This window comes from Ktedonobacteraceae bacterium (assembly GCA_035653615.1).
GTDB lineage: Bacteria > Chloroflexota > Ktedonobacteria > Ktedonobacterales > Ktedonobacteraceae > DASRBN01.
Genome location: DASRBN010000023.1, coordinates 1 through 20759, shown reverse-complemented (window position 1 = coordinate 20759; position 20759 = coordinate 1). Strand labels below are relative to the sequence as shown.

Sequence of the window (20759 nt, the reverse complement as noted above, 5' to 3'; positions counted from 1 at the left end):
AGGAGAAGCCGACTGTTTTCAAAATGGTCTGCACATGTATTCAACCTGAGCCAATCGCCTCAAAAAGAGAACGGAGTTTCAGGATGAAAAAACCATCCAAGTAGCCAGGTCTACAAGGATGGTTCTCAAGGAGCCGCTATCGCAAACAGGTTGTTGCCAGCTGGGCAAGCTCTGCTGCACAGAAGAATGCAAGCGATGCAAGCGTCACGATGCACGCTCTTTTTGCCAGCGATGCAAGTGATGAGGAAACAGCACCGGGAAAGCTGGACGGTGGAAGAATACCAGGAGAGGAGAGATAGATGCTGATCAGCAAGAAAATCCGGCTTGAGGTAAGCGAACACGACGCCGAAACCTTCGCGTTCATGCAGGCCAAGTGTCGAGGTCTCTACAACTGGTGGGTGATGGTGCGAACCGTTCTTCCGAAATGAGCGAAAGCTCAAGGATGGAAGGTCCAGGAAAAATGACTGGATAACTGAGTATTCGATGTGAGGTGAAATCCCTGACCAACAAAGTGAGTGTTTGATAGCAACGGCCCTCCTGTAGCGACTGGTCATCAATCAGGAAAGCGGGCGGTAATGCGGATAAACTGCAAATCCGATGCGGTGACTCCGCTAGCTGGCTGTCATGGTGAGATACTCTCCACCAGGAGAGGAAATCGAAGGCACGTTGGAAGCGTCGTTAACCAGAACAGGCTCACGCGGGTTAAAGAGCCTGCCCAAAATGGGAAAAGCGAACGGTGGCTCCCATCACAGAAGCCACAAAGACGAGCGGACATGATACGACTCGTTCTCACGCGAAAGTAGCTCGGCGTAGAGTGCTAACCTAAAACAGCATCAAACGAATACTCGGAACGGGATAACCACAGGAAGACTCTCACTGGACGGACGATACGGTGAGTAGGTGCCAACCAAGGTCCCCTGTGGAGAGATTGTCCAAGAAGCAAACGCCTCTGGGAAAGCCAGAGGATATGCTGACGTGGACACGGTTGTATGGAAGATAGAGAGTAAGTACGATGGCAAATAGGAAAGCGCCGCAAGACAATCAAAACCAAACGATTGACCCTACGAGCGAGGCTTGGAACGAGTTGCCCTGGCGCAAGCTAGAACAGCATGTATACCGCATCCAAAAACGCATCTATCAAGCCAGCCAACGTGGAAACAAAAGGACAGTTCAAAAACTGCAAAAACTGCTGATGAAATCCGAAGCTGCAAGGCTAGTGGCGGTGCGACGGGTAACTCAAGATAACCAGGGGAAAAAGACGGCGGGAGTTGACGGAGTAAAGAACGTCAAGCCTGCACAACGATTTACTCTGGCAAAGCAAGCTCATCCGAAACACTGGAAACACCAGAAGCCAAAACCTGTTCGCAGAGTGTGGATACCAAAACCAGGGAAAGCGGAAAAACGCCCTCTGGGTATACCTACAATGCTTGAAAGAGCAAAACAGGCATTGGTAAAAACAGGACTCGAACCGGAATGGGAGGCGATGTTCGACGCAAATAGCTACGGTTTTCGCCCAGGACGCTCAGGCCATGATGCCATCGGAGCAATCTTCAACGCGATCAGATACAAACCGAAATATGTATTTGATGCCGACATTTCCGGCTGCTTCGACAACATCAATCAAAAGGCTCTGGTGGAAAAGCTCCACACCTACCCGGCAATGAGACAGACCATACAAGCATGGCTCAAAGCCGGAGTCATGGATGGAGTGGAATTTGCCAAGACAGAGAAAGGAACACCCCAGGGTGGCCCACTCTCACCGCTCCTGGCAAATGTGGCACTTCACGGGATAGAAGCAATCGTTACAGAGGCAAATACCAGCAGAAGCTCGGAAAAACCCATCCTGGTCCGATATGCCGATGATTTCGTGCTTTTCCACTCAGACGAACAGAAGTTGCAGCAAGCAGCAGAGGCCGTCAAAGAGCATTTAGCTGGCATGGGATTGGAATTAAAACCGAGCAAAACGAAATGGACGCACACAGTAACCCCATATCAGGGAGAAGTGGGCTTCAATTTTCTCGGCTTTCATGTGAGACAACACCCGGTAGGAAAGAACCGAACCGGGAAAGATCCACAGGGAAGAAGGCTCGGTTTCAAAACCCTCATCACACCGAGCAAAGAAGCTATCAAGAGGCACACCCACGCGATCAAGGAAAGGCTGAGAGGGATGAGGAGCATCTCGCAAGAGAAACTTATCAAACAACTCAACCCGGTGATACGAGGAGGGTCCAGGTACTACCGATCAGTGGTAGCAGCCAAGACCTTCTCAACGCGTGACTACATTCTCTACCACCAACTTGAACAATGGGCCAGGCACAAACACCCGACCAGAGGGGAGCGGTGGATACATCGAAAATACTGGCGAAAAGACGAAACGCGAAACTGGGTATTCTCAACCTCAGAGAAGCAGGAAATCTGGCAGCATAGCAAAACGAGTATCCAACGACATGCAAAGGTAAAGGGAGAAGCCAGCCTCTATGATGGAAATATGCTCTATTGGAGCCAAAGACTTAAACATCACCCGATGCTCAAAGGGACACTCGCAAGGCTCCTCCAAAAGCAAGAAGGAAAATGCAGATGGTGTGAACTCTATTTTCGACCAGGGGATCTCATAGAGATAGATCACATCACGCCCAAAAGTGAAGGAGGCGGAGAAGAACTGAGCAACAAGTTCGCTCTCCACCGACATTGCCACGACTCGCGGCACGCAAAGAATACCGCGAAGAGTGTCGATAACAACGACCATACACTGAGTAGCTGAATGAAGGGAAACTTTCATGTTCAGTTTCGGAGCAGCAGGAAGAGGAGTGATCTTCTTCATTGACTGTAACAACATTCGCTCGAAGCGAGACAAATGCAAGAAGGGGTCACGCCGCTATCGCCACTTGAGTCAGGTCTACCAGCGCGTGTCACAGCAGAAACGCAACAAGCAGCACGATTCTCTGCACAAGGCGAGTCATCTGATCGCCCACAAGCTGGATGAAAGAACCGTGGTGGTGGGAGATCTCAGTCAACGGCAAATGGTGATGAACGAACATCGAGAGCGGAACAAGTACCTCAACCGAGCAGTGTTCAACGACTGGGGCTTGTATCCCTTCACACAGATGCTCATCTACAAATGCCAGTTGTACGGAAAAGACCTCCACTTTTTAGATGAACGCGAGACGTCGAAAACCTGTAGCGGCTGTGGGCACAAGCAAGCCATGCCGCTCTGGAAACGGACGTATTGTTGCACGGAATGTGGACTCACCATGGATCGCGACGACAATAGCGCCGTCAATATCTTGATGAGGTTCCTTGCCCGGCTGGGGCCACACACGGGCGATCCCGTGCGGTGTGCGGTCGTTTTCCCCGCAACTGAAATTGTGTGAACACGTTTGAACACATTTTAGAAAGCAGCAACAACCGTGTTGAAAAAGAAATCATTGCTGGTCAGCAGCTGTCTCTTGCTACTTATCGTGATGCTAACGGTTGGTACGCTGATCTCCCATTCGCCTGCCTCGGTGCATGGACAGAACGCCGGAGATTGGCCGACCTTTATGAATAATACCTCTCGTACCGGAACCAATCCGTTTGAGACAACTATTACGGCTGGTACCGCGAGTAACCTGCACCTGGCCTGGAAATACTATACCGGTGGCCCAATAGAAGCCTCGCCCGTCACTGCCGATGGCGTCCTCTATATCGGCTCCTGGGATGGTTACGAGTATGCTCTCAATGCCTCGAATGGCACGCTGCTCTGGAAACAATTTCTGGGTATCAATCCAGCAACAAGGCGCTGTCCCGCCAAAGGAATTACCTCGACAGCAACTGTCGTCAACGGCGTGGTCTATGTCGGCGGCGGCGACGGCAATCTATACGCATTGAATACCGCCGATGGATCAGTCATCTGGAAAACACTGATCGCCCCAACGCCGTCCTACATCTTTGCATCTCCCCTGGTCTATAATAATTTACTCTATATTGGCGTGGCATCATCCTGTGAGCCACCCGAGGTGCAAGGCAAATTTTTTGCGCTGAACCTCGGTGATGGTACAATCGCGGCCAGCATTTCGCTGGTGAAGGATGGCGATCAGGGCGCGACCGTCTGGAGTTCCCCCACAGTCGATCCTACTACCAATACCATCTACATCGCCACCGGCAACAACCAGGGGTTTTCGCTATCAAAGCAGCATAACGCGGAGTCTATCCTGGCCATGGATCCCTCTACGCTGGCCATCAAGGATCACTGGCAAATCCCGCTCGCCCAGCATATCCCGGATGGCGATTTCGGCGCGACACCCACATTGTTTGATTACAACAACAACCATTATATTGGCGTCTTGAACAAAAATGGCATCTATTACGTACTTGACCGCACCAACCTGGTGCAGGGGCCGGTATGGGAGCAGACGCTGTCAAGCAATTCAGAGCAGGTTAATGGGGATAACGTCTCATCCTCCTGCTATAACAACGGCGTAGTCTATACTGGTTCTGCCGGAGGCGTCAACAATGGTCAGCCTTATGGAGGTACGGTCGGCGCATTTACTGCCGATACCGGCGCGCCTCTCTGGTTCTTTCAGATCCCCGGCAAGATACTCTCATCCGTTACCTGCACCAGTGATCTTGTTGTTGATAATCAGGCACAGGCCGTAGAAGTCCGTTCTGCCGCCACCGGTAATATTCTCTTCTCGTATGCGACAAAAAAGGAGATCTTCGCCACCTCGATCATCTCGAACGGCTATCTCTACACCGCTTCATCTGATAAAGCGGTGTATGCCTTTACGGTGTAGGATTCTGTGCAAGGTATGGCCGGTTTGCCAGACGGCAAACCGGCCATACCTTTTTTAGCCATCCGAAGCTTGCTGTTCTTCTTGCCTTTTCAATTTGTGGGATGACTCATGTTGCACCATATTAATCTTGAATACCCCATACCAGTCGATTGCCCGTCTTCGCGTCAAAGGCCTCTTCGCCCAGTTCAAATTTGTGCGGACCCTGGTTACTTATCATCGCGGTTACATTCGTCAAAAGGAATGGCCCTTTTACCACTACATAATACACCTCGGCATTATCTGGAAGCCCTACGTATTCTCCTCGCATTTGTACACTCGCTTCCTGGCTTGTCATAAGTTGGAGAATCACAATTTTTAGCTGCGTGCCTGGAACAACAGGCCCTCCAGGGAACGGATGGGTCGTTACATATTGTTGTACGTCTGCAACTGTCAGTAATGTTCCATCCTTATGAGGAGAGATGGCAGGGGTTCCATCGGTATCGTGTATACTAGCAGATAAATTCATCATTTATCTGGAATAAAAACAAGTGCAATTGATGCCATACACCCTCTTTTGAGTGAGGCGGATTTGGGAAATGGTCCTCTCTCAACCTAATGGCTTAATGTTTAAGCGATTTAGCGCGAAGAGGAAAGGCAGTGGCAATCCTCTGCTTTAGTTCACTTTCTGTTATCCCATTAGCTGCATCCACTGCATATCGCAAATTATCTGCATCTATCTGCAGTGCTTGCAGGCCAGGGGTTCCGTATAGCTCAATAATAACTCGACCGAGATAGCGATCATCGGGGCTATCCTCACCAATAATCGGCAATTTATATCTCGCTAATGGTCCTATCACAGCATTAGAAGGCCTGGAACTAGCAACGCGAAGAGGAAAGGCGGCAGCAATTCGTTGTACTAGTTCGTCTTCTGTCAACCTGTTGGATGGACCAACGATGCATCGTAAACTATTTGCATCCGTAAGTTTTTCTTTTAGGCGTGTGATTCGGTATAGTTCAATGATAACACGTCCGAGGTAAGCACTGTCAATATCACTATTTTCAAGAATCGGTGATCCATAATATTGGACTAGTGGATCAACTCGCTTCTTCCCCGTTGTCACAAGCACTTTCTCTGGCATAGATAATTTCCTTTCCTTTCTGAAAACGCAGATCTCTACAAACAACACTTATGTGCAGAGAAGATAGCCACAACTGAATTGAGGCTCATTTTGCCACCAGTACCAGTGCCCGAATGCTTGATGTGGTTGTAGCCAGCAACAATTTGGACATGATATGAAGCATCTTTCTCCACCGCTGTAACAGTATGAGGAATAAAGGCTACACTCTCCGTAGCAAGGATCAGGAAGTCCTGATTGTGCAAACACATTTTTTCCTGATCCCCCTATGCCTACTCCAATTGCGACGACTGCAGCTCCCCCTTTTGCTAAGGAACGTAAAAAACCTCGACGGGTATGTTGACGCATTACAAAACGCGTTAAGGTATCCACTAGACTAACCTGTTTTTTCCACTCGTTCATTGTCTGTACCTCCTAATGTATTTTGTAACCAGTCCGATGTCGGACCGATAGATTGTTGCATAACTTGACCAAATTTGTTAAGTACCATTCCGAATGGAACTCCTCGAATACCATAGCGTCGAGCTACAAATCCACCCTGATCAACCAAAATATGGGTTCCTTCTAATTGTGTACTGTATTTACTCACCATTTGCATAACATCGCCTAGTTGGCCAATGCAAATCAAGACTATTGGAACAGCTTGATCTTGAGCGCTAGATGTAAGCTCAGCTATACTATTGAGTAATATGCGGCATGAATCACATGTTGTTGAAAGGAATAGAAGGAGCAGTTTTTGTTTGTTTTTAAGTTTGAATAGTCTTTTACTGCTGATGAGCCGTCCTTGAAGATCGGGTAACTCGAATTCCATCACATGTTCCCCACGAGTAAAGCGAGATGTAAGAGGTATTACATCCTCAATCTTACCCTGAATTGTTCCCAAATACCGTAGTACGCCAGCCATAAGTATAGTCAGAAAGAGCAACAATATCCATATTGCACGGGCGCACTGACCTGCTCGGGGAACGGGGCCAGGATCACTTCCTGGCAAGCGGGACAGCACTTGCGCTCGGCTTGATGCTCGATTACCACGAGGCGTTTGGCAGGCAACTCCACCACCTGCCGACGTTCCACCTGCCAAGCTGGGATGTCTCGCAGGTCGTGCTGACACGCCGGACAGGTCTCGACTGCATGGCTAATCACCTGATCAGGTGTCTGGACCATCGGCAGGTGCTCTCCAGGATGTCCTGCTTGCCCTCCTGCCTTTTTGCTGCTCTTCTTGCGCAGGCTCTTCGGCCTCCGTTTGAAGCGATCGGAAGAGGGTGGCAGATGGCTATTATGACTGTCTTTGGACAGGCGCGCTTGCAGGTCTTCCACTTGGGCGCTGAGCAGCGCAATCTGCTGGCTTTGCCGTTCGATCAGATCCTGTTGTCGGCGGACTTGCTCCTGCAAGCGGCTATTCTCTTGTCGCAGCTGTTCTTCTTCGGGCGTCATGGCTTTACTGTAGTCGCTTTTTCGTCTTTAGGCAAGCCTTCTAGGACTCCTGAATAGTTACCCAGGCAACTGCTTCCCCCCAACGTTTGTTGATTTTTTTCTGGAACAAGTGATATTTTAAATCGTTCTCTTTTCCTAAAGATCCGATGCAAAGTAAATACGCTAGCTTCCGCAGTTAGCCTCTAGATAGTAGCATGTTTTATTTTATACTTGAGTGCTGGGAGGAGAAAAGCTAAAGGCGAATGTTCTCATCAGTTTCGTCTACGTTTACCAGGCAAGATTCGTAGTTATCTCATCTACAAATCTTGCCTGGTAAACGCGCACACACGCTGTTTGTTTTTCTCTTGTTCAAGGAAAATCGCGTCCCCTACATCATGGAAGGTGGGAATGGGGGATTGCGCTGTAAACGCGTCGGCAACGCAGCCGCAACTCTTTGCAATAATTTTTCATTATTTCCATCAATAGCATCGGCCAGGAAAGCGATTTTATAGGAATCATCATGGGCGCTATCGTCTTCCCAGATCTCAACAATCACTCGACCCAGATATTGTTGATTTCCCTGGCCCGAGCTGATAATAGGCTTGTTCTGATATCCTACCAGCGGATCATCAGCCGAACTAACTTTACTGATCCAGCTTTGAGGTGAAGTGGCTGTTGCAGTTACTGATTCGGGTGCTGGTTTAAAGGAGCTATTATGCTGTATACGTACTGGCAACGCAGCCGCCACTCTTTGGACTAGTTTTTCGTTATATCCATCAATTGCTCTGGCCGAGTAGGCAATTTTATAAGAATCGTCATGGCTGCTGCCATCTTCCCAAAGCTCAACAATCACTCGGCCCAGGTATCGCTGATTCCCTTGTCCCGAGCTGATAATAGGCTTGTTTTGATATCCTACCAGCGGATCATAACCTTGAGATTCTCGATTCATCCATTTGGACATAACCGACCCCTTTCAATCATTTGAACCATGTCAATTGCTAACATGGTAAACACCTGCAAGAGAAGAAGCATTGATTCAATACCCACTGCCAGCTACATTCGGCCATCACCGAGGTTGGGTCGCAATCACCACAGAAAGAAGGACAAACGCAGGTACATTTCTTCCCGCCACTTGTGCAGGCGCTAAATTCGCAGCTACAAATCCCAAATGCGGGACCTGGACAAACATCCGGGGGACAGGCGTTGGGAGAAGTAGGGCGTCCAGGTGAGAGAAGCCTACTGGGGCCAAATACAGGGCTGATCAGGATGAGCGAGGTAGCTCCAACAGTCCTTAAGAAACCTCGCCGGGATACCTGATGCATAAAAAAGCGTGTGGAACGGCTAATGAAGTTCAGATCCTCACTATCATTTGTCATCTTTCAGCACTCCTTTCAAATGCACTTCCGGGACCTGGATTTTTTGCTCAGTGACTCCGATAGGCTGCAGGAACAATCAGGCTGGTACGGCCAGAAGAAATTGGCTCCGTTGGTGGAGTCACATCCAGTCGCACATAGAGCCATTTGGTAACATGGGGATTGTGCGTTTGATGGACAAGCCGGCTCTCACGGTCCAGGGCGAGGCCCAAGGGGACTGCTGTGATACCGAATTGACGTAGCGCAATTCCATCTGGATCAGTTAGGACTACGATTTTTTCGTTACTTAGACTGGGATAGGATACTAAAAGCTGCTCTAAGTTACCTGTAACTCCGAGTACAACGACTACCAGGGATTTTTTCAATAATCCATTCGGGCGTGTAGCTATTTCCGATACTTGCGCTAGCAGAGCCTCACAGGCAGAGCAGGAAGTGCTAACAAATAGAAAGACTGCCCCATTAGACCGTCGAAGCAGATCCTCACTATGGATCAACTGACCAGTCATATCCGGCAAGGCAAAATTTTCGATCCTCTGCCCCAGTTCATATGAAGAAACAGGAGGTGCTATTAAATTCCATCGCTCCTCAACAGAAGCTAGGTATCTCAAGATACCGGCTACCAGGACCAGCAGTACGAGAACAATGACCCATTGGACAAGAAATGTGACTAGCCACAATCCTGACATGTATACTCCTTTCTATCTATTATAGTCTTCTAAACTCTTGCTCAAGGTGAAAAACCAGAGAAAGTGCTGCTTCCCATTTTTCCATATCTATTAGTCGCTTTATTCGGTCTTAGGAATACGGAACAGAATATCGATTTCACCAATGATCAAGAGCAGCATGTATATATTACTGCTAACAAGGATGAGAGCAAGTATATTTAGATAAAACAAAGAACCGGCACCTATATGAAGTGGCTGTATTGCTGAGGGAATCCAGGGAGAATGGGTAGCCAAGAGCAGGCTAATAATAATCAGGAGAATATTGCGACTTAGAGAGCCTATGCCAATCTCAGCACTTGCTGCACCAAAACAATGGCAATGAAAACGGTGACCCTGGATGAGATTGATTACCATAGTAATGGTGAAAATAAGTAGTATACCCGAGGCTCCAATAGCCGCAAACTCAGGCCAGAAGCCGCTAACTAGCAAGAGTCCTAGTAGAAGCTCGAATACCAATAATAAGCGTGCTACGACATAGGCTAGTTTTGGGCCGATAAGCCCCAACCCATATTGCTGGATAGCTTGTAAGAGAGTCCGAGAAAGCCGAACCTTTGCTCCTGCTGAAGTGAGAAATACCAGTCCAAGAGCAGTTTGTGCGATCACAATCAGATACTGCATAGTCCCCACCTCTTACTCAAGAAATAAGAAAATGATGCTGTAAGCTAGAGCCAGAGGAACTCCTGTAGCTGGCAATTTCAGATATAACGGTCTAGCCGACTACTGATGCAAGGTAACAACCTTGGTTTCCCAAGACTTTTGCCATGTATCTACGATCAATTTATCCACTATCAAGTATACTCTCCACCTCCACTTTTTCCCATCAACAAACGTTGGTTTTTTGTTGGTCTTTGTTGAGCAAGCAACCTGCGAAATTCTGAATATACCGTTCTCGTATGCAATCAACCCTCACCCTTTTGTTGGTTCTTTGGCAACTTAAGGCGCATCAATTGCTCCCGCCTCATCCCCAATTTGTTTGTAATGTGATGCACATGGTACCTGACGGTGCTTTCAGCAACCGAAAGTCGCTTCGCAATCTCAGAATATTCCAGGTCATCATGCAAAAGGTAGAGTATCTTACGCTCGGTAGATGTCAACTCGTGAAGATCAACAGCGGGAGAATAATCTTCAGGAAGAGCATCGAGCAGATCTGGTACCAGGCCTGGATCGAGAAAGAAGCTTTTCTCCCCTTCTCGCTGAGCAATCCTTAGAAGCAGTTGCAGAACTTCTAGCGAAAGGTTCTCCTGAAGATACCCTCTAGCTCCATACCTTCGTGCAATATTTAAAAGATCAATGTCCAGCCGTTCTGCCATAATCACGAAATGATCCTTTGGAAGCAGTTTGATAGCTGTGATTAACGATTGATGAATGACCACAAGGTCGATTGGATAAGAGACAAGGACTTGCTTTATCCCCTGGATAGTAGTTGCTTCAATGTATTTCACAAGTGGAACTGTTTCGAAGAGTCTGCGTAACCCTTTTCGCTGCAATTCGCGCGGGTCTGCGAGTAAAATAGTCACCATATAGCTAATACTCCTACTTCCCTGTAACGATTTAGCAGTGACGAGATGTCGCTTCTACCGGAGCTAAAATATTCATTTCGCTCTAATAAGCAAGGGTCATCGTTGGTATAATCCTGTATGCATCCAGGCAAGGTTTGGTTCTGAAGGGGTCATCCTTATCTATTGTAGGCGAGATAAAGTAATTTTTGCAAGACATACAATTTGAAGATGAAGACTCTTTATAGGATGAAAAATGCTGCTGCATAAAGCAATGTGCCGGTTGCTGAGAAGAAGCTCATCTCATAAAAAGCAATATATATTTATGAAGCAGTGAGTTATCAGTTATCACCGCAGCGCCTCCCCAGGCAGCACAATCCGCACTGTAACACCCTCATCAGGGGCGCTCTTTATCATCAACTTGCCACCCGCTATCGCGAGCAAAGCGCTATGTGTCAGCAGCCCGCCACCTGTGCCGGTGGTCGAACTGCTGGCGGAAGCGATACCAACACCATCATCAGCCACGATTATTTCTAGAGAGGAATCCTCGGGGTTCCAGGAGGCCTTGAGCAGCAGGCGCAGGCGGCGATGCACGTCAGCCCCCCGTGCGTGGCGGGCAGCGTTGCGCAGCACCTCTTGCACGGCGGCAAAGATCAACTCGGCGATAGCAGGCGGCGTCACCTCATCAATGTAGGCCGCGGTTTCATCGGATACTTGCCATTCAACCTCGTCGAAGGCGTTCTGAAAATCCTGTTCGAGCATGGCATGGATCGCCTGCATCAGGCCATCGCGTTCCAGGTGATGCGGCGCGCTGGGAGCGCTGGCGCGCATCATCGCTGCCAGGCGGCGGTGCGCATCGCTGATCATTTCTATCGCCTCGTTCAAGGCCGCGGTCTCGCTTACCTGTGTAGCCGCGTAGCTATTATGCCCGTTTGAGGAACTACTACGCTCGTTCAGCATACTTTCTTGCGCTTTTTGTCCTTCCGAAGGAAGCGCGCGTAGCGTTTCCAGGCGCAGCAGGGCCAGGTGCATCTGTGGCAGAATTTCATCGTGCAGCAAACGGCGCTGCTGTGCGTCCAGTAATTTCACATCGACGATGCGGCGGCGCAACAGACCAGTGACGGCCTGCATGGCTTCATGGTCGCCGAGGGCATCGAGTATGCGTTGCCCGCACGTTTGAGCGATACTCATATCCTCGTCGGTGAAAGCCGCGCCATCTTCTCGCGGGCCAAGATAGAGCGTGGCGACGAGGCCGCGTTCGTCGTAAATCGGCAAGACCCAGCAGATCATGGGCCGGTCACGCAGCATAAATTGTATGCGTTTGGGCGTCCGACCGGCGGGCCGATGAATCGGCGCTGGGCGCGATGAATCGGCCTCCGTCCCTTCTATCCTGGTTACATTTTTAAAATCCATGATTGCGTTCGCAGGCCAGCGATAGCTGAAACTTCGCCTCACCGTGCCGGCCATCACATTGAGGTAGGCGCATTCTACGGCCAGCACATCGTGACAGAGGTGGTAGAAGATATTCTTCAAATCCTGTTCCGTCTTCTGCAGGTCCGTATTCAGCCAGTGGCGCAGGCCTGAACTGCGCACAAATGGGCGCAGCAGGGCGATAAAACGATCATGGGCGGTATAGCTGCTCCATGTGAAGAGCGCGTAAGCCACGGTCGCGAGCAGTGTAATCAGCAGCAGTCCCCCAAGATCGCTATTTGTGAAGTTGACGAGCAGCGCGATAAAAATTGCCACGGTCGTGAGAACAATGACGATGCCGCGCCATTGCTGGAGGAAGCCACGCCGGGCCAGGGGACGTTCAATCAGGATGCCATGACGCACAACCGAGTACCCCAGCAGCAGGATAATAACCGCGACCGCCCCGGTGGCCAGCAGATCGAGTACGATCAGGTTATAAGGAAGAATGCTCTCTGGCCCCAGTACGCTGACAGTCGCGTGAAACACTTGTGAAGCCGAGCGACCAAATGTATGCAGGCGTTCATAGCCCAGCCAGTTATCGAGCGATTGAATCACCAGTATCACCAGTGTCGTAGTCAGTCCGGCCATCAGCAGGGCAGCTGCTAATAATCCGGGGCGTGCCAGGTGCCAGGAGAGAGCAGGCTCTTCCAGCATTTCAACATTGGTGGGATCATTCCAGAATGCATCTACGAGGGCACGCCCTAATTTCGGAGCAGTGCTTACCGCTACCTCACTTTTCCTGTGAAACGCATTGCTCAGGTGTTGTCCGCCGATATACCATAGCACACGCAGCAGGCGACCAATGCGGCGGAAGGTAAACCATGGACCGACGGCACAGAAGGTGACGTAGACTAGAAAGAGGATCGGAATCACTATAACGGGCAAGACCGGGGTACCGGGCGGCACAACGAATTGAGCGCCAACGCTGAATATATTGATTGTACCGCTAAAAGTGAACGTCGATGCATTCAGTACGAGCAGCAAAAAGACGATACAGCCAAGCGCGCCTGCCGCTATAAGCATCGGTGGGCGGCGCCTGCGCCAACCCTCGTTGATGAGCGCGGCATAGTACAGGCCAATGGCGAACCAGAGATAGGGAACGCCGATGGCAGGCAGCCAGATAAGGTGCCATAAAAATTCCTGCGAGATCAGTTCTGGCCTTTCCGCGGGTGTGCTGGTGATCAGCAGCGCCTGGACGAAGAAAAACAGGGCCGACAGCCCAAGACCAACAACGCCCATACGCGTGATAATCGCCTTGCGGTCACCATTGAGCCAGACGGTCAGCGCCAGCCAGAGGAAGGTTGCCATGTTGAAGATCGAGAGCGCCAGCGCGATGGACTGGAGCAGGTGGATGGGTTCGAGAAAGGTCGAGAACGCCATGGAACTTATTCCTCTTTATACAGTGGGACCCAATCGCCGCGGCGATCCTGCACAAGTGCTTCGCCATTTTCATCCCATATAATCATACGATTGAGCGTATAGATAAGGGTTGCGCGCGCCCTGGCCACTTTGTCGTCGACGGCGCTATCGCTCAGGCCCCAGGCTGCGTAAATGCGTCCATTCGTGCGGCTCACGGCGCGTTTATCATGCAGGTTCAGGCGCGCCGCGATCTGCTCGTTGGTCATGCCCTGCGCCACCAGTTCGGCCACGCGCAGTTCATTCGGCTCCAGCAGAGCGCGAGGAGATTGTTCATCCAGGTCTCGCACCTCCTGCACGCGATCTTCGATTTCGGGATCAACCAGGCTGCGCCCATTGATGGCATCGTGCAGCAACGGAACCAGCATGCCCGGCAAGAGATAGTTGCTCTTGCGCACGTAGGCGTAGTGGGTCAGAATGCCGGAGGCACGAAATTCACGATAGTATTCGTCATCATCCTGGATGGAATAGAAGACCACGGGCATACGCGGGCGCTCGCGGCGGATCGCTACCGCGGCGGCCACACCGCTCATTGCCTTCTTTCCCAGTTGCGGGTCCTGCAACTGCACATCCATCAAGATCGCGTCGATATCCAGTTCCAGCGCGCGTGCCAGCGCCTCCTGCCCCGTGGCCGCTTCGCCCAGCACCTGCACCGCGCCGGTCGCCTGTAATCCTTCCTTTAGTGCCTTCCGTAGTGGTCCATGATCGTCAACAACCAACAATTTAATAACTGCCATACGCTTCCTACACCCGTTCAGGATACTTTTAAAGAGATCCTCGTGGTCTCTCTATTGGATATATCACAGGTCATGTAAAGTATAGCAGCTTCGTGAAGAGGCAGACAGGTTTCGGGTGCATTTTCTTATCTCTTTCCCCATCCTCTCCATAATGCCCATCCCAGCGCAATATACCACACCGGATTCAACACGAACCCGCATAGCAGGGCATCCACCGCAATCAACGGATTCTGCGGATTCAAAATAATCAAACGCCCAAGGTAGAGTATCACCAGCAGCACTCCCAGCAGATAGCCCCAATAGCTCATCACACGTGGCAATTGCCCACCGCTGCCGATCAGCCATGCCAGTATTATCACCGCAATGCCCGTCACACCAAAAGTAAGCAAACCTCGTGGATCAACCGCGCTTGGCAGATTCATAATTGCGGCGCTTACATTCGGTGCGTTGATGGCATTTGCCAGATCATAGCCCCCATGCAATAGCGCTCCGAATGCGCCTGCTATGCCCAGTAGCAACATCCATAAGGACGCGCTCTCATTGACTGTGCGCACGCGCCGGTAGACAGCCGTCAGCACTACTGTGGATAGCAAACCGCCGAGCATCAGAAACAGCGAGCTAAGCATACCATTTTTAAGCACCACAAATGCAATTCCGTACAATAGACTGCCGATACCCGCCAGGATTGCGCATATACTCGCGAAGCGTTCGAAGGAACCAGTTTCCAATGTAGTTTTGCTGGCCGTCTCGCCAGCAGTTCGAGTGACCATAACAAATCTCCTCAATCTCGTGAATGAATAAATACGGTCGTTAGTCATGGATGCCGGAATGATGCAACACACCGCTACCTCTCAAATAAGGTACGGCAGAAGATTGATTTGAGATCAATGAAATGTACCTGTTCTTGCTATCCTTGCCCTTGCCTATAGACTCAATCGTTATAATTGTGGAGAACGAAAGAGTTTAAAGTAGTGCCATATATGGCCGACAGGGGGAGAATAATAGTTCCTATGGCAAAGACGAGTCAACAGAAAACATCCGCTAAAAACCGCCCGCGGACTACGCGCCGCCCCCAGCAAACAAAACGTGCTATGAGGCGCAAGGCGACAAGGCCGCGTAATAACATAATCCTGATCGGAATTGTAGGCGTTATCGTGATAGCGGCTGCTGTGATTGCCTACATACTTTATAATAACCATCTTGCCGCGGTTAATGCTGCCAACGCGCAGGCCGCGGCCCACGCATATGCCGCCGGTACCAGCGCGGGGGTAATGTTTGGCTTCAACCCGCAGCATACCGGCTTTAATCCCTACGAGCGCGTCCTGAATACTTCAGATGTCGCTCAATTGCAGCAAGATTGGAGCATCACAACCGGCGGCGAAATCAATACCAGCCCTGCTGTTATCAATGGAGTCGTCTATACCGGTTCTGGCAACCACAAGCTGTATGCTGTGGATGCAGCGAGCGGTAAGATACGCTGGACTATCACACTTGGTAACGTGATTTCATGCTCCCCCGCGGTTGCCAATGGCATCGTCTATGCTGGCTCCTATAATGATAAATTCTATGCCCTGGATGCCGCGACCGGGCAAACGCGCTGGTCTGTCTCCATTGGCGGGTCATCAAGCTCCTCACCGGTAGTCGTAAACGGCGTTGTCTATGTTGGCTCACTCGCGGGCAATCTTTACGCCCTGGATGCCGCGACCGGCAAGATACGCTGGACTTTCTCGACGGGTGTGCCAATCAATTCCTCTCCTGCCGTCGCCAATGGCATGGTCTTCTTCGGTTCCAATGATAGCAAGATATACGCGCTGGATGCCAACAGTGGCAAATCCCTCTGGACGGTTGCCACCGGGTCTCCCATCAATTCTTCGCCCGCGTTCTCAAATGGCAAAGTCTACATCGGCTCCGGCGATCAGAAACTCTACGCCCTGGATGCTCCTACCGGCAATATCCTCTGGACCGTCAAAACTGGAGATGCAATAGAATCCTCACCCGCGGTTGCCAATGGCGTAGTCTATGTGGGTTCCGATGACCACAAGCTCTATGCCATCGATGCCAATACGGGTACGATCCACTGGACTGCCACAACCGGTGACAAGATTCAATCTTCACCGCTCGTTGCCGATGGAATTGTCTATATCGGCTCCGATGATGACAAAATTTATGCCTTCGATGCCGGCAGCGGCAATAACCTGTGGAATAGCACGCTCGGCAATGCCATCGTCTCTTCACCTGCAGTCGCCAACGGCGTGGTCTATGTCGGCTCCGATGATGGCAAGCTGTACGCATTTCATTGATAGAAATGCTGGTATGCTGAGCCGGCACGGTGGTTACTCTTTATCTCGATCTGGATGCCGGCTCGTCATACACTATCATTTACCTAATATCCGGTGCCCTGCTCAAAGGTATTGGCAATCACCTTGTAACCCTTGGTCGTGGCGTGAATATCATTGAAGAAACTGCACATCCAGGTATAGCTGCAAATGTGTTTGTTGGGCACGCCTGGGCCGCCGAATGCGCTGAAGACATCGACAATGATGCCAAAGCCGCTCACATCGTTAGCAAGGTGCTGGTTGATCATCTGAACTAATGGAACATCCTGCGGGCAGATATTCTGGTAGGGATCATAATAGTTCATCATCACCAGGTCGCCCGTCACCTGCCCGTGGACGGTAAGCGCTGCCTTCAACTGTGGTAGGATAATCTGCGTCAGGTTTTTATCGAGCGTCTGCAAATCAGTGTTGAAGCTCGAACTGACGCTGCAATTGTTGGGATTGATGTCCGGTAGCAGGTCGTTCGCGCCGATATCGAGCGTTACCGGACTCACCTGTCCCGCGAACAACTGCAAATAGGTAACGGCTGCGCTCAGTTGCGGGCCGACATAAGGAAACTTACGCAGGTAGGAGTAGGGACACCCCCCATTGATAAACGTGTTGCTTGTCTCACCTGGACAGCCCATGTTGGCTACGTCCTTGACCCCATACCCTTTCAGGTTGCTGAAGAAGTCATCGACGTAACCATGGTCCCAGTTGAGATCGGGTTGGTAGCCAAAAGCCAGCGAATCTCCCAACGCTAAATAATACTTCTTGGGTCCAACGAGCTTTGTATGACGCCCGTTAGAGGCCGCGAATGCTACCGGCGCTACACTAAAGCCTAGAAAAACGACGAGGAAGAGAGGCGCAAGGATGAAGCGGAACACATAGGCATTCTTGAGCATGGCAAGCTCTCCTTCTGAATGCAAGGGCAGCAGACACCCCCAGGTATTGCTGCTTCCCTAAAAATAGAGGAAAAGAGTAGACACCACCTGTAGATAGTATAACCTTAACTATAGGATAAAACAAGAGGTTATGTTTCCGGCTTCAAGGCTTTCCAATGCTAAAAAACCGAGCAGGAGCTGGTAAGTAAAAATTGCACCGGCTGAGCAGCATTTTCATCCCTGTCGGCTAGCATTGGAAAGCCCTGGAAGCAGCCAGCAGGGCGATTCAAAAGTCGAGCGAACACGTACGCCTCCTGTAGGGACAGTGGCTGGTCCCTGTCCGGCCGGGGTGCAAGAGAGGCATCAGGACCCCCAACGAGGACAGGGACCAGCCACTGTCCCTACAGGACTTTTGAATCGCCCTGGCAGCCAGTTTGTATCTTGACAACAAGCAGTTGAGTATTTATACTTATCCGTAGTAACGCTATTTCTCTCATCGGGCGTTTTTGCCACATTGGCATCTCATAGGTGTTTTTCGCTGTCCAGAGCGGGGAGACAGCTCTCAGCATGTGGAACCAGTTCGATTTTTTCGTGGGAGTCGTACGATGTCTACCAACAACCATCACCCTGATGTATTACCGGAAGCCAACGCACCTCGTTCTCATCCTCTTGATTCCATGCAGTTTCTTGCGCGCCTGCTGCACCTGCGGCAGACCCTGATGGTAGAGCCGCACGCAGTGGTGGAAACCATGTGCCACGAGGTAGCGCTTGCGGCAGCAGGACAGGCACAACTGCGCTTGTATAGTAAGCAGGGGAGACTGACTCGCGTTCCATCTTTCTGGCAGAGCTTTCCGGTTGAGATCGATGGGCGGGAATATGGAACACTCTCCTTCGCGCCTGATGCGACAGCGCCTGACCGCCCTGTCGTTCCTGTACCGGTGGCCCAGGTAGCCGCCAGTATCTGCGCCTTGTTCTTGTATCGCATAGAACTGCTCCTGCTCAACAAAGGAAGGTCTCCATCAGGAAACACTTCTATCACTCCCACCTTCACGCCTCGTGAAAGGGAGGTGCTCACATTGCTGTGCCGGGGCGATGACCTGCAGGCGATCACAAACGCCTTGCATATTACAGAGGATACAGCAGGCCAGCACCGCCGGCGCATCTATACGAAACTGGGCGTACAAAATGAACGGGAAGCCGTCTTTGCTGCATTTTCCGCCGGTTTGTTTTTTCCTCTTGCAGATCTTGCCCCTCGTATCCTGCCGGAGCATGACCTTCTGGAGCCACGCTAGAGGCATACAAGCAGGTCTCTTTTACCGAAAAGCGGTATTTTTTCTACGTTTTTCCGTAGAAAAAATACCGCTTTTCGGGATGACAAATCGCAACAAAGTAGGTATGCTTGGAGCAAGGGGAAAAAGCAGAACTTCTACAGGGGAGAGAGGAAGTATCAACCTCTTGCTTCTGCACCTTCCTCTGCCAATCATGGCATTATCCTGCAGTGCGTCATTTTGTCGTGCGTTGCTTTCTACTTATCTGCTCAACCTGATGTCAGGCCTTTGTGGCTGTGCCCGTATGACCTGATGGATTGTAACGACCGAAAGAGGTACTGGGACAGGGACAAGCTGCTGTCCCTGCAGGACGAGGCGATTCCCGTTTCGGTCGTCAGAATTCAACAGGATGCGGGGACATGGTTCCTGCCTTCGCTTTTTCGGTTGATACCGTTCATGAGGTGGTTGTTTGTGTGCTGCCGACAAGAAATGGAGCGTGCTACATGTTTCATCCGCCTTTTGACCCGCGATCTGCTGCTCATCGATCTCGACAGGCACGTCTATCTTTCTCGCCTGTTCGCCTGGTCGTTCCACTGCTCCTCTGCCTGCTGCTGTCGCAACTGTTGAGCCAGTGGAGCCTGCTGGCCCCTCCTGCGCTGGCTGCTGGCCTTCATGTTCGTCCCAGCGCTCCGGCCAGCCTGACCTACCAGCAATTTCTCAAGCAGGGACGGCCCGGCTCGGGCTCGCATGCTCCAGCGAGCCATCCCCATACGCTGCCCCCGCTGCCCGGCGCGTATAATGCCCACACCGCCGATTACAGCACACTGCCGCCCAGCGCGGAACCCGCCACTATGCAGCCTCTCAGCCAGCCGCTCTCGCAGGCCTTTCTCTCCGGCCAACCCGGCACTCCGGCCCTTGATCTCGTCGGCAGCGATCATCGCCTGGAAGTCCAGCTCCAGCCGGGAGCTCTAGACCTCTCCCATGCGAGCGTTCCTGGAGGAAAATCGCCCTCTGGCCCACTCACCATGCACTTGAGCCAGGTGCATGGGCATTTTGCTGCCGCCTTTACCGAACTCGGACGCTACCAGCTGCAGCTCCTCAATAGCCACGGGCAGGTGGTGAGTGGCATTCAGCTGCGCACTCCGGTCACAATTATTTACCACTATCAACCCTCTGAACTGGCGGCGCTAGGCCTCGATCCGAGTACCTTAGTGCTGACCTGGCCAACCTTGATCGCGGTAGCCGAGGCGGCGCACAAGCCCACGACCAATCTCATCATTCCGATGCAGGATAACGCGACTGTCCATACCCTGACGGCCACCAGCCATGTGCTTGATCCCAGCCCGTTCGATACCGGTGGTGGCGATCCACAGAATCAGAGTCCGCCAACCACGCACCTGGCCGCCGTGCAGGGTAACTCGGGTCAACTGGCCTACAGCTATCCCATCCAGGTGCCTCCCGGCCCGGGTGGCTTCGCTCCGCAGCTAGCGCTCACTTACTCCAGTGGCGACCCCAATAACCGGCACAGCCGCACCTCGCCGGCTAACAACGTCGGCGACGGCTGGACGCTCTCGCTGGGGTCAGTCAGCGCCGATGTCTATCCCAACACGGGCACCACCTGGTATTTCATTAGTGGCGTGGCCAATGTCGGCGACCGCCTGATCCCCAACGGCTCCTTCTACGATACCGAACATATCTCTTACCTGCGCATTCAACAGGTGACCAACAATGGCCAGCCCTGCTTCCATGTCTGGGACAGATCGGGCACCTACTAT

General features: G+C 51.3%; 19 protein-coding genes and 1 pseudogene. 8 read left to right on the top strand and 12 right to left on the bottom strand.

Annotated elements, in window-relative coordinates; translation table 11 throughout:
• Nucleotides 1–299 precede the first annotated feature (299 nt).
• From VFA09_12425 to VFA09_12410, 4 genes and pseudogenes are all read left to right on the top strand, one after another.
• A complete protein-coding gene (locus VFA09_12425; GenBank protein HZU68074.1) occupies nucleotides 300–428 on the top strand; it encodes a hypothetical protein in 129 nt (42 codons plus the stop codon).
• A gap of 584 nt (nucleotides 429–1012) precedes the next feature.
• Nucleotides 1013–2761 carry a group II intron reverse transcriptase/maturase gene (ltrA, locus tag VFA09_12420; GenBank protein HZU68073.1) on the top strand — a complete coding sequence of 583 codons (1749 nt, stop codon included), beginning with the start codon at nucleotides 1013–1015 and terminating at the stop codon, nucleotides 2759–2761.
• A 73-nt stretch (nucleotides 2762–2834) separates the two neighbouring features.
• Nucleotides 2835–3320 (top strand): annotated as a pseudogene (locus VFA09_12415) (transposase).
• Between the two features lie 87 nt (nucleotides 3321–3407).
• Nucleotides 3408–4772, top strand: coding sequence for a PQQ-binding-like beta-propeller repeat protein (locus VFA09_12410; GenBank protein HZU68072.1), 1365 nt, complete (start codon nucleotides 3408–3410; stop codon nucleotides 4770–4772).
• A 121-nt stretch (nucleotides 4773–4893) separates the two neighbouring features.
• Here the strand turns inward: VFA09_12410 and VFA09_12405 are convergent, their stop codons facing one another.
• From VFA09_12405 to VFA09_12385, 5 genes are all read right to left on the bottom strand, one after another.
• Complete coding sequence (locus VFA09_12405; GenBank protein HZU68071.1) at nucleotides 4894–5079, bottom strand: hypothetical protein; 186 nt, start codon at nucleotides 5077–5079, stop codon at nucleotides 4894–4896.
• Nucleotides 5080–5371: 292 nt separating this feature from the next.
• On the bottom strand, nucleotides 5372–5890 hold the full coding sequence (locus tag VFA09_12400; protein ID HZU68070.1) for a hypothetical protein: 519 nt from the start codon (nucleotides 5888–5890) through the stop codon (nucleotides 5372–5374).
• A 35-nt stretch (nucleotides 5891–5925) separates the two neighbouring features.
• Nucleotides 5926–6132, bottom strand: a complete 207-nt coding sequence (locus VFA09_12395; protein HZU68069.1) for a hypothetical protein — start codon at nucleotides 6130–6132, stop codon at nucleotides 5926–5928.
• Between the two features lie 131 nt (nucleotides 6133–6263).
• Complete coding sequence (locus VFA09_12390; protein ID HZU68068.1) at nucleotides 6264–6698, bottom strand: redoxin domain-containing protein; 435 nt, start codon at nucleotides 6696–6698, stop codon at nucleotides 6264–6266.
• A gap of 101 nt (nucleotides 6699–6799) precedes the next feature.
• Entirely contained in the window at nucleotides 6800–7051 is a 252-nt protein-coding gene (locus VFA09_12385) for an IS66 family transposase zinc-finger binding domain-containing protein (protein HZU68067.1), read from the bottom strand.
• 105 nt (nucleotides 7052–7156) lie between these two features.
• Here VFA09_12385 and VFA09_12380 point away from each other — a divergent pair, with 105 nt between their 5' ends.
• Entirely contained in the window at nucleotides 7157–7378 is a 222-nt protein-coding gene (locus tag VFA09_12380; protein HZU68066.1) for a hypothetical protein, read from the top strand.
• Between the two features lie 310 nt (nucleotides 7379–7688).
• Here VFA09_12380 and VFA09_12375 read toward each other — a convergent pair whose 3' ends face one another.
• From VFA09_12375 to VFA09_12350, 6 genes are all read right to left on the bottom strand, one after another.
• Entirely contained in the window at nucleotides 7689–8261 is a 573-nt protein-coding gene (locus VFA09_12375; GenBank protein ID HZU68065.1) for a hypothetical protein, read from the bottom strand.
• A 1197-nt stretch (nucleotides 8262–9458) separates the two neighbouring features.
• A complete protein-coding gene (locus tag VFA09_12370) occupies nucleotides 9459–10016 on the bottom strand; it encodes a MauE/DoxX family redox-associated membrane protein (GenBank protein ID HZU68064.1) in 558 nt (185 codons plus the stop codon).
• Nucleotides 10017–10297: 281 nt separating this feature from the next.
• Entirely contained in the window at nucleotides 10298–10918 is a 621-nt protein-coding gene (locus VFA09_12365) for a LuxR C-terminal-related transcriptional regulator (protein HZU68063.1), read from the bottom strand.
• Nucleotides 10919–11242: 324 nt separating this feature from the next.
• Nucleotides 11243–13744, bottom strand: a complete 2502-nt coding sequence (locus tag VFA09_12360) for an ATP-binding protein (GenBank protein HZU68062.1) — start codon at nucleotides 13742–13744, stop codon at nucleotides 11243–11245.
• A gap of 5 nt (nucleotides 13745–13749) precedes the next feature.
• Nucleotides 13750–14517 (bottom strand): response regulator transcription factor, encoded by a 768-nt coding sequence (locus VFA09_12355; GenBank protein ID HZU68061.1) that lies wholly within the window; start codon nucleotides 14515–14517, stop codon nucleotides 13750–13752.
• A gap of 125 nt (nucleotides 14518–14642) precedes the next feature.
• Nucleotides 14643–15287, bottom strand: a complete 645-nt coding sequence (locus VFA09_12350; protein HZU68060.1) for a hypothetical protein — start codon at nucleotides 15285–15287, stop codon at nucleotides 14643–14645.
• 240 nt (nucleotides 15288–15527) lie between these two features.
• On the opposite strand from VFA09_12350, the gene VFA09_12345 reads away from it, so the two are divergent.
• Nucleotides 15528–16817: a PQQ-binding-like beta-propeller repeat protein gene (locus VFA09_12345; protein ID HZU68059.1), complete on the top strand. Its 1290-nt coding sequence runs from the start codon at nucleotides 15528–15530 to the stop codon at nucleotides 16815–16817.
• 83 nt (nucleotides 16818–16900) lie between these two features.
• On the opposite strand, the gene VFA09_12340 is transcribed toward VFA09_12345, so the two are convergent.
• Nucleotides 16901–17737, bottom strand: coding sequence for an SGNH/GDSL hydrolase family protein (locus VFA09_12340; protein ID HZU68058.1), 837 nt, complete (start codon nucleotides 17735–17737; stop codon nucleotides 16901–16903).
• A gap of 584 nt (nucleotides 17738–18321) precedes the next feature.
• Between VFA09_12340 and VFA09_12335 the strand changes: the two genes are divergently transcribed.
• Together VFA09_12335 and VFA09_12330 are read left to right on the top strand one after the other, a co-directional pair.
• The gene (locus tag VFA09_12335; protein HZU68057.1) at nucleotides 18322–19008 is read left to right on the top strand and encodes a helix-turn-helix transcriptional regulator; all 687 of its coding nucleotides are present in this window, start codon (nucleotides 18322–18324) and stop codon (nucleotides 19006–19008) included.
• A 479-nt stretch (nucleotides 19009–19487) separates the two neighbouring features.
• The coding region (locus VFA09_12330; GenBank protein ID HZU68056.1) for a hypothetical protein at nucleotides 19488–20759 on the top strand (1272 nt) is incomplete at its 3' end.

Coding starts and splice junctions, on each gene's coding strand:
- VFA09_12425 (HZU68074.1), top strand. CDS start 300: ATGCTGATCAGCAAGAAAATCCGGCTTGAGGTAAGCGAACACGACGCC.
- ltrA (HZU68073.1), top strand. CDS start 1,013: ATGGCAAATAGGAAAGCGCCGCAAGACAATCAAAACCAAACGATTGAC.
- VFA09_12405 (HZU68071.1), bottom strand. CDS start 5,079: ATGCGAGGAGAATACGTAGGGCTTCCAGATAATGCCGAGGTGTATTAT.
- VFA09_12400 (HZU68070.1), bottom strand. CDS start 5,890: ATGCCAGAGAAAGTGCTTGTGACAACGGGGAAGAAGCGAGTTGATCCA.
- VFA09_12390 (HZU68068.1), bottom strand. CDS start 6,698: ATGGAATTCGAGTTACCCGATCTTCAAGGACGGCTCATCAGCAGTAAA.
- VFA09_12385 (HZU68067.1), bottom strand. CDS start 7,051: ATGGTCCAGACACCTGATCAGGTGATTAGCCATGCAGTCGAGACCTGT.
- VFA09_12380 (HZU68066.1), top strand. CDS start 7,157: ATGGCTATTATGACTGTCTTTGGACAGGCGCGCTTGCAGGTCTTCCAC.
- VFA09_12375 (HZU68065.1), bottom strand. CDS start 8,261: ATGTCCAAATGGATGAATCGAGAATCTCAAGGTTATGATCCGCTGGTA.
- VFA09_12370 (HZU68064.1), bottom strand. CDS start 10,016: ATGCAGTATCTGATTGTGATCGCACAAACTGCTCTTGGACTGGTATTT.
- VFA09_12365 (HZU68063.1), bottom strand. CDS start 10,918: ATGGTGACTATTTTACTCGCAGACCCGCGCGAATTGCAGCGAAAAGGG.
- VFA09_12360 (HZU68062.1), bottom strand. CDS start 13,744: ATGGCGTTCTCGACCTTTCTCGAACCCATCCACCTGCTCCAGTCCATC.
- VFA09_12355 (HZU68061.1), bottom strand. CDS start 14,517: ATGGCAGTTATTAAATTGTTGGTTGTTGACGATCATGGACCACTACGG.
- VFA09_12350 (HZU68060.1), bottom strand. CDS start 15,287: ATGGTCACTCGAACTGCTGGCGAGACGGCCAGCAAAACTACATTGGAA.
- VFA09_12345 (HZU68059.1), top strand. CDS start 15,528: ATGGCAAAGACGAGTCAACAGAAAACATCCGCTAAAAACCGCCCGCGG.
- VFA09_12340 (HZU68058.1), bottom strand. CDS start 17,737: ATGCTCAAGAATGCCTATGTGTTCCGCTTCATCCTTGCGCCTCTCTTC.
- VFA09_12335 (HZU68057.1), top strand. CDS start 18,322: ATGTCTACCAACAACCATCACCCTGATGTATTACCGGAAGCCAACGCA.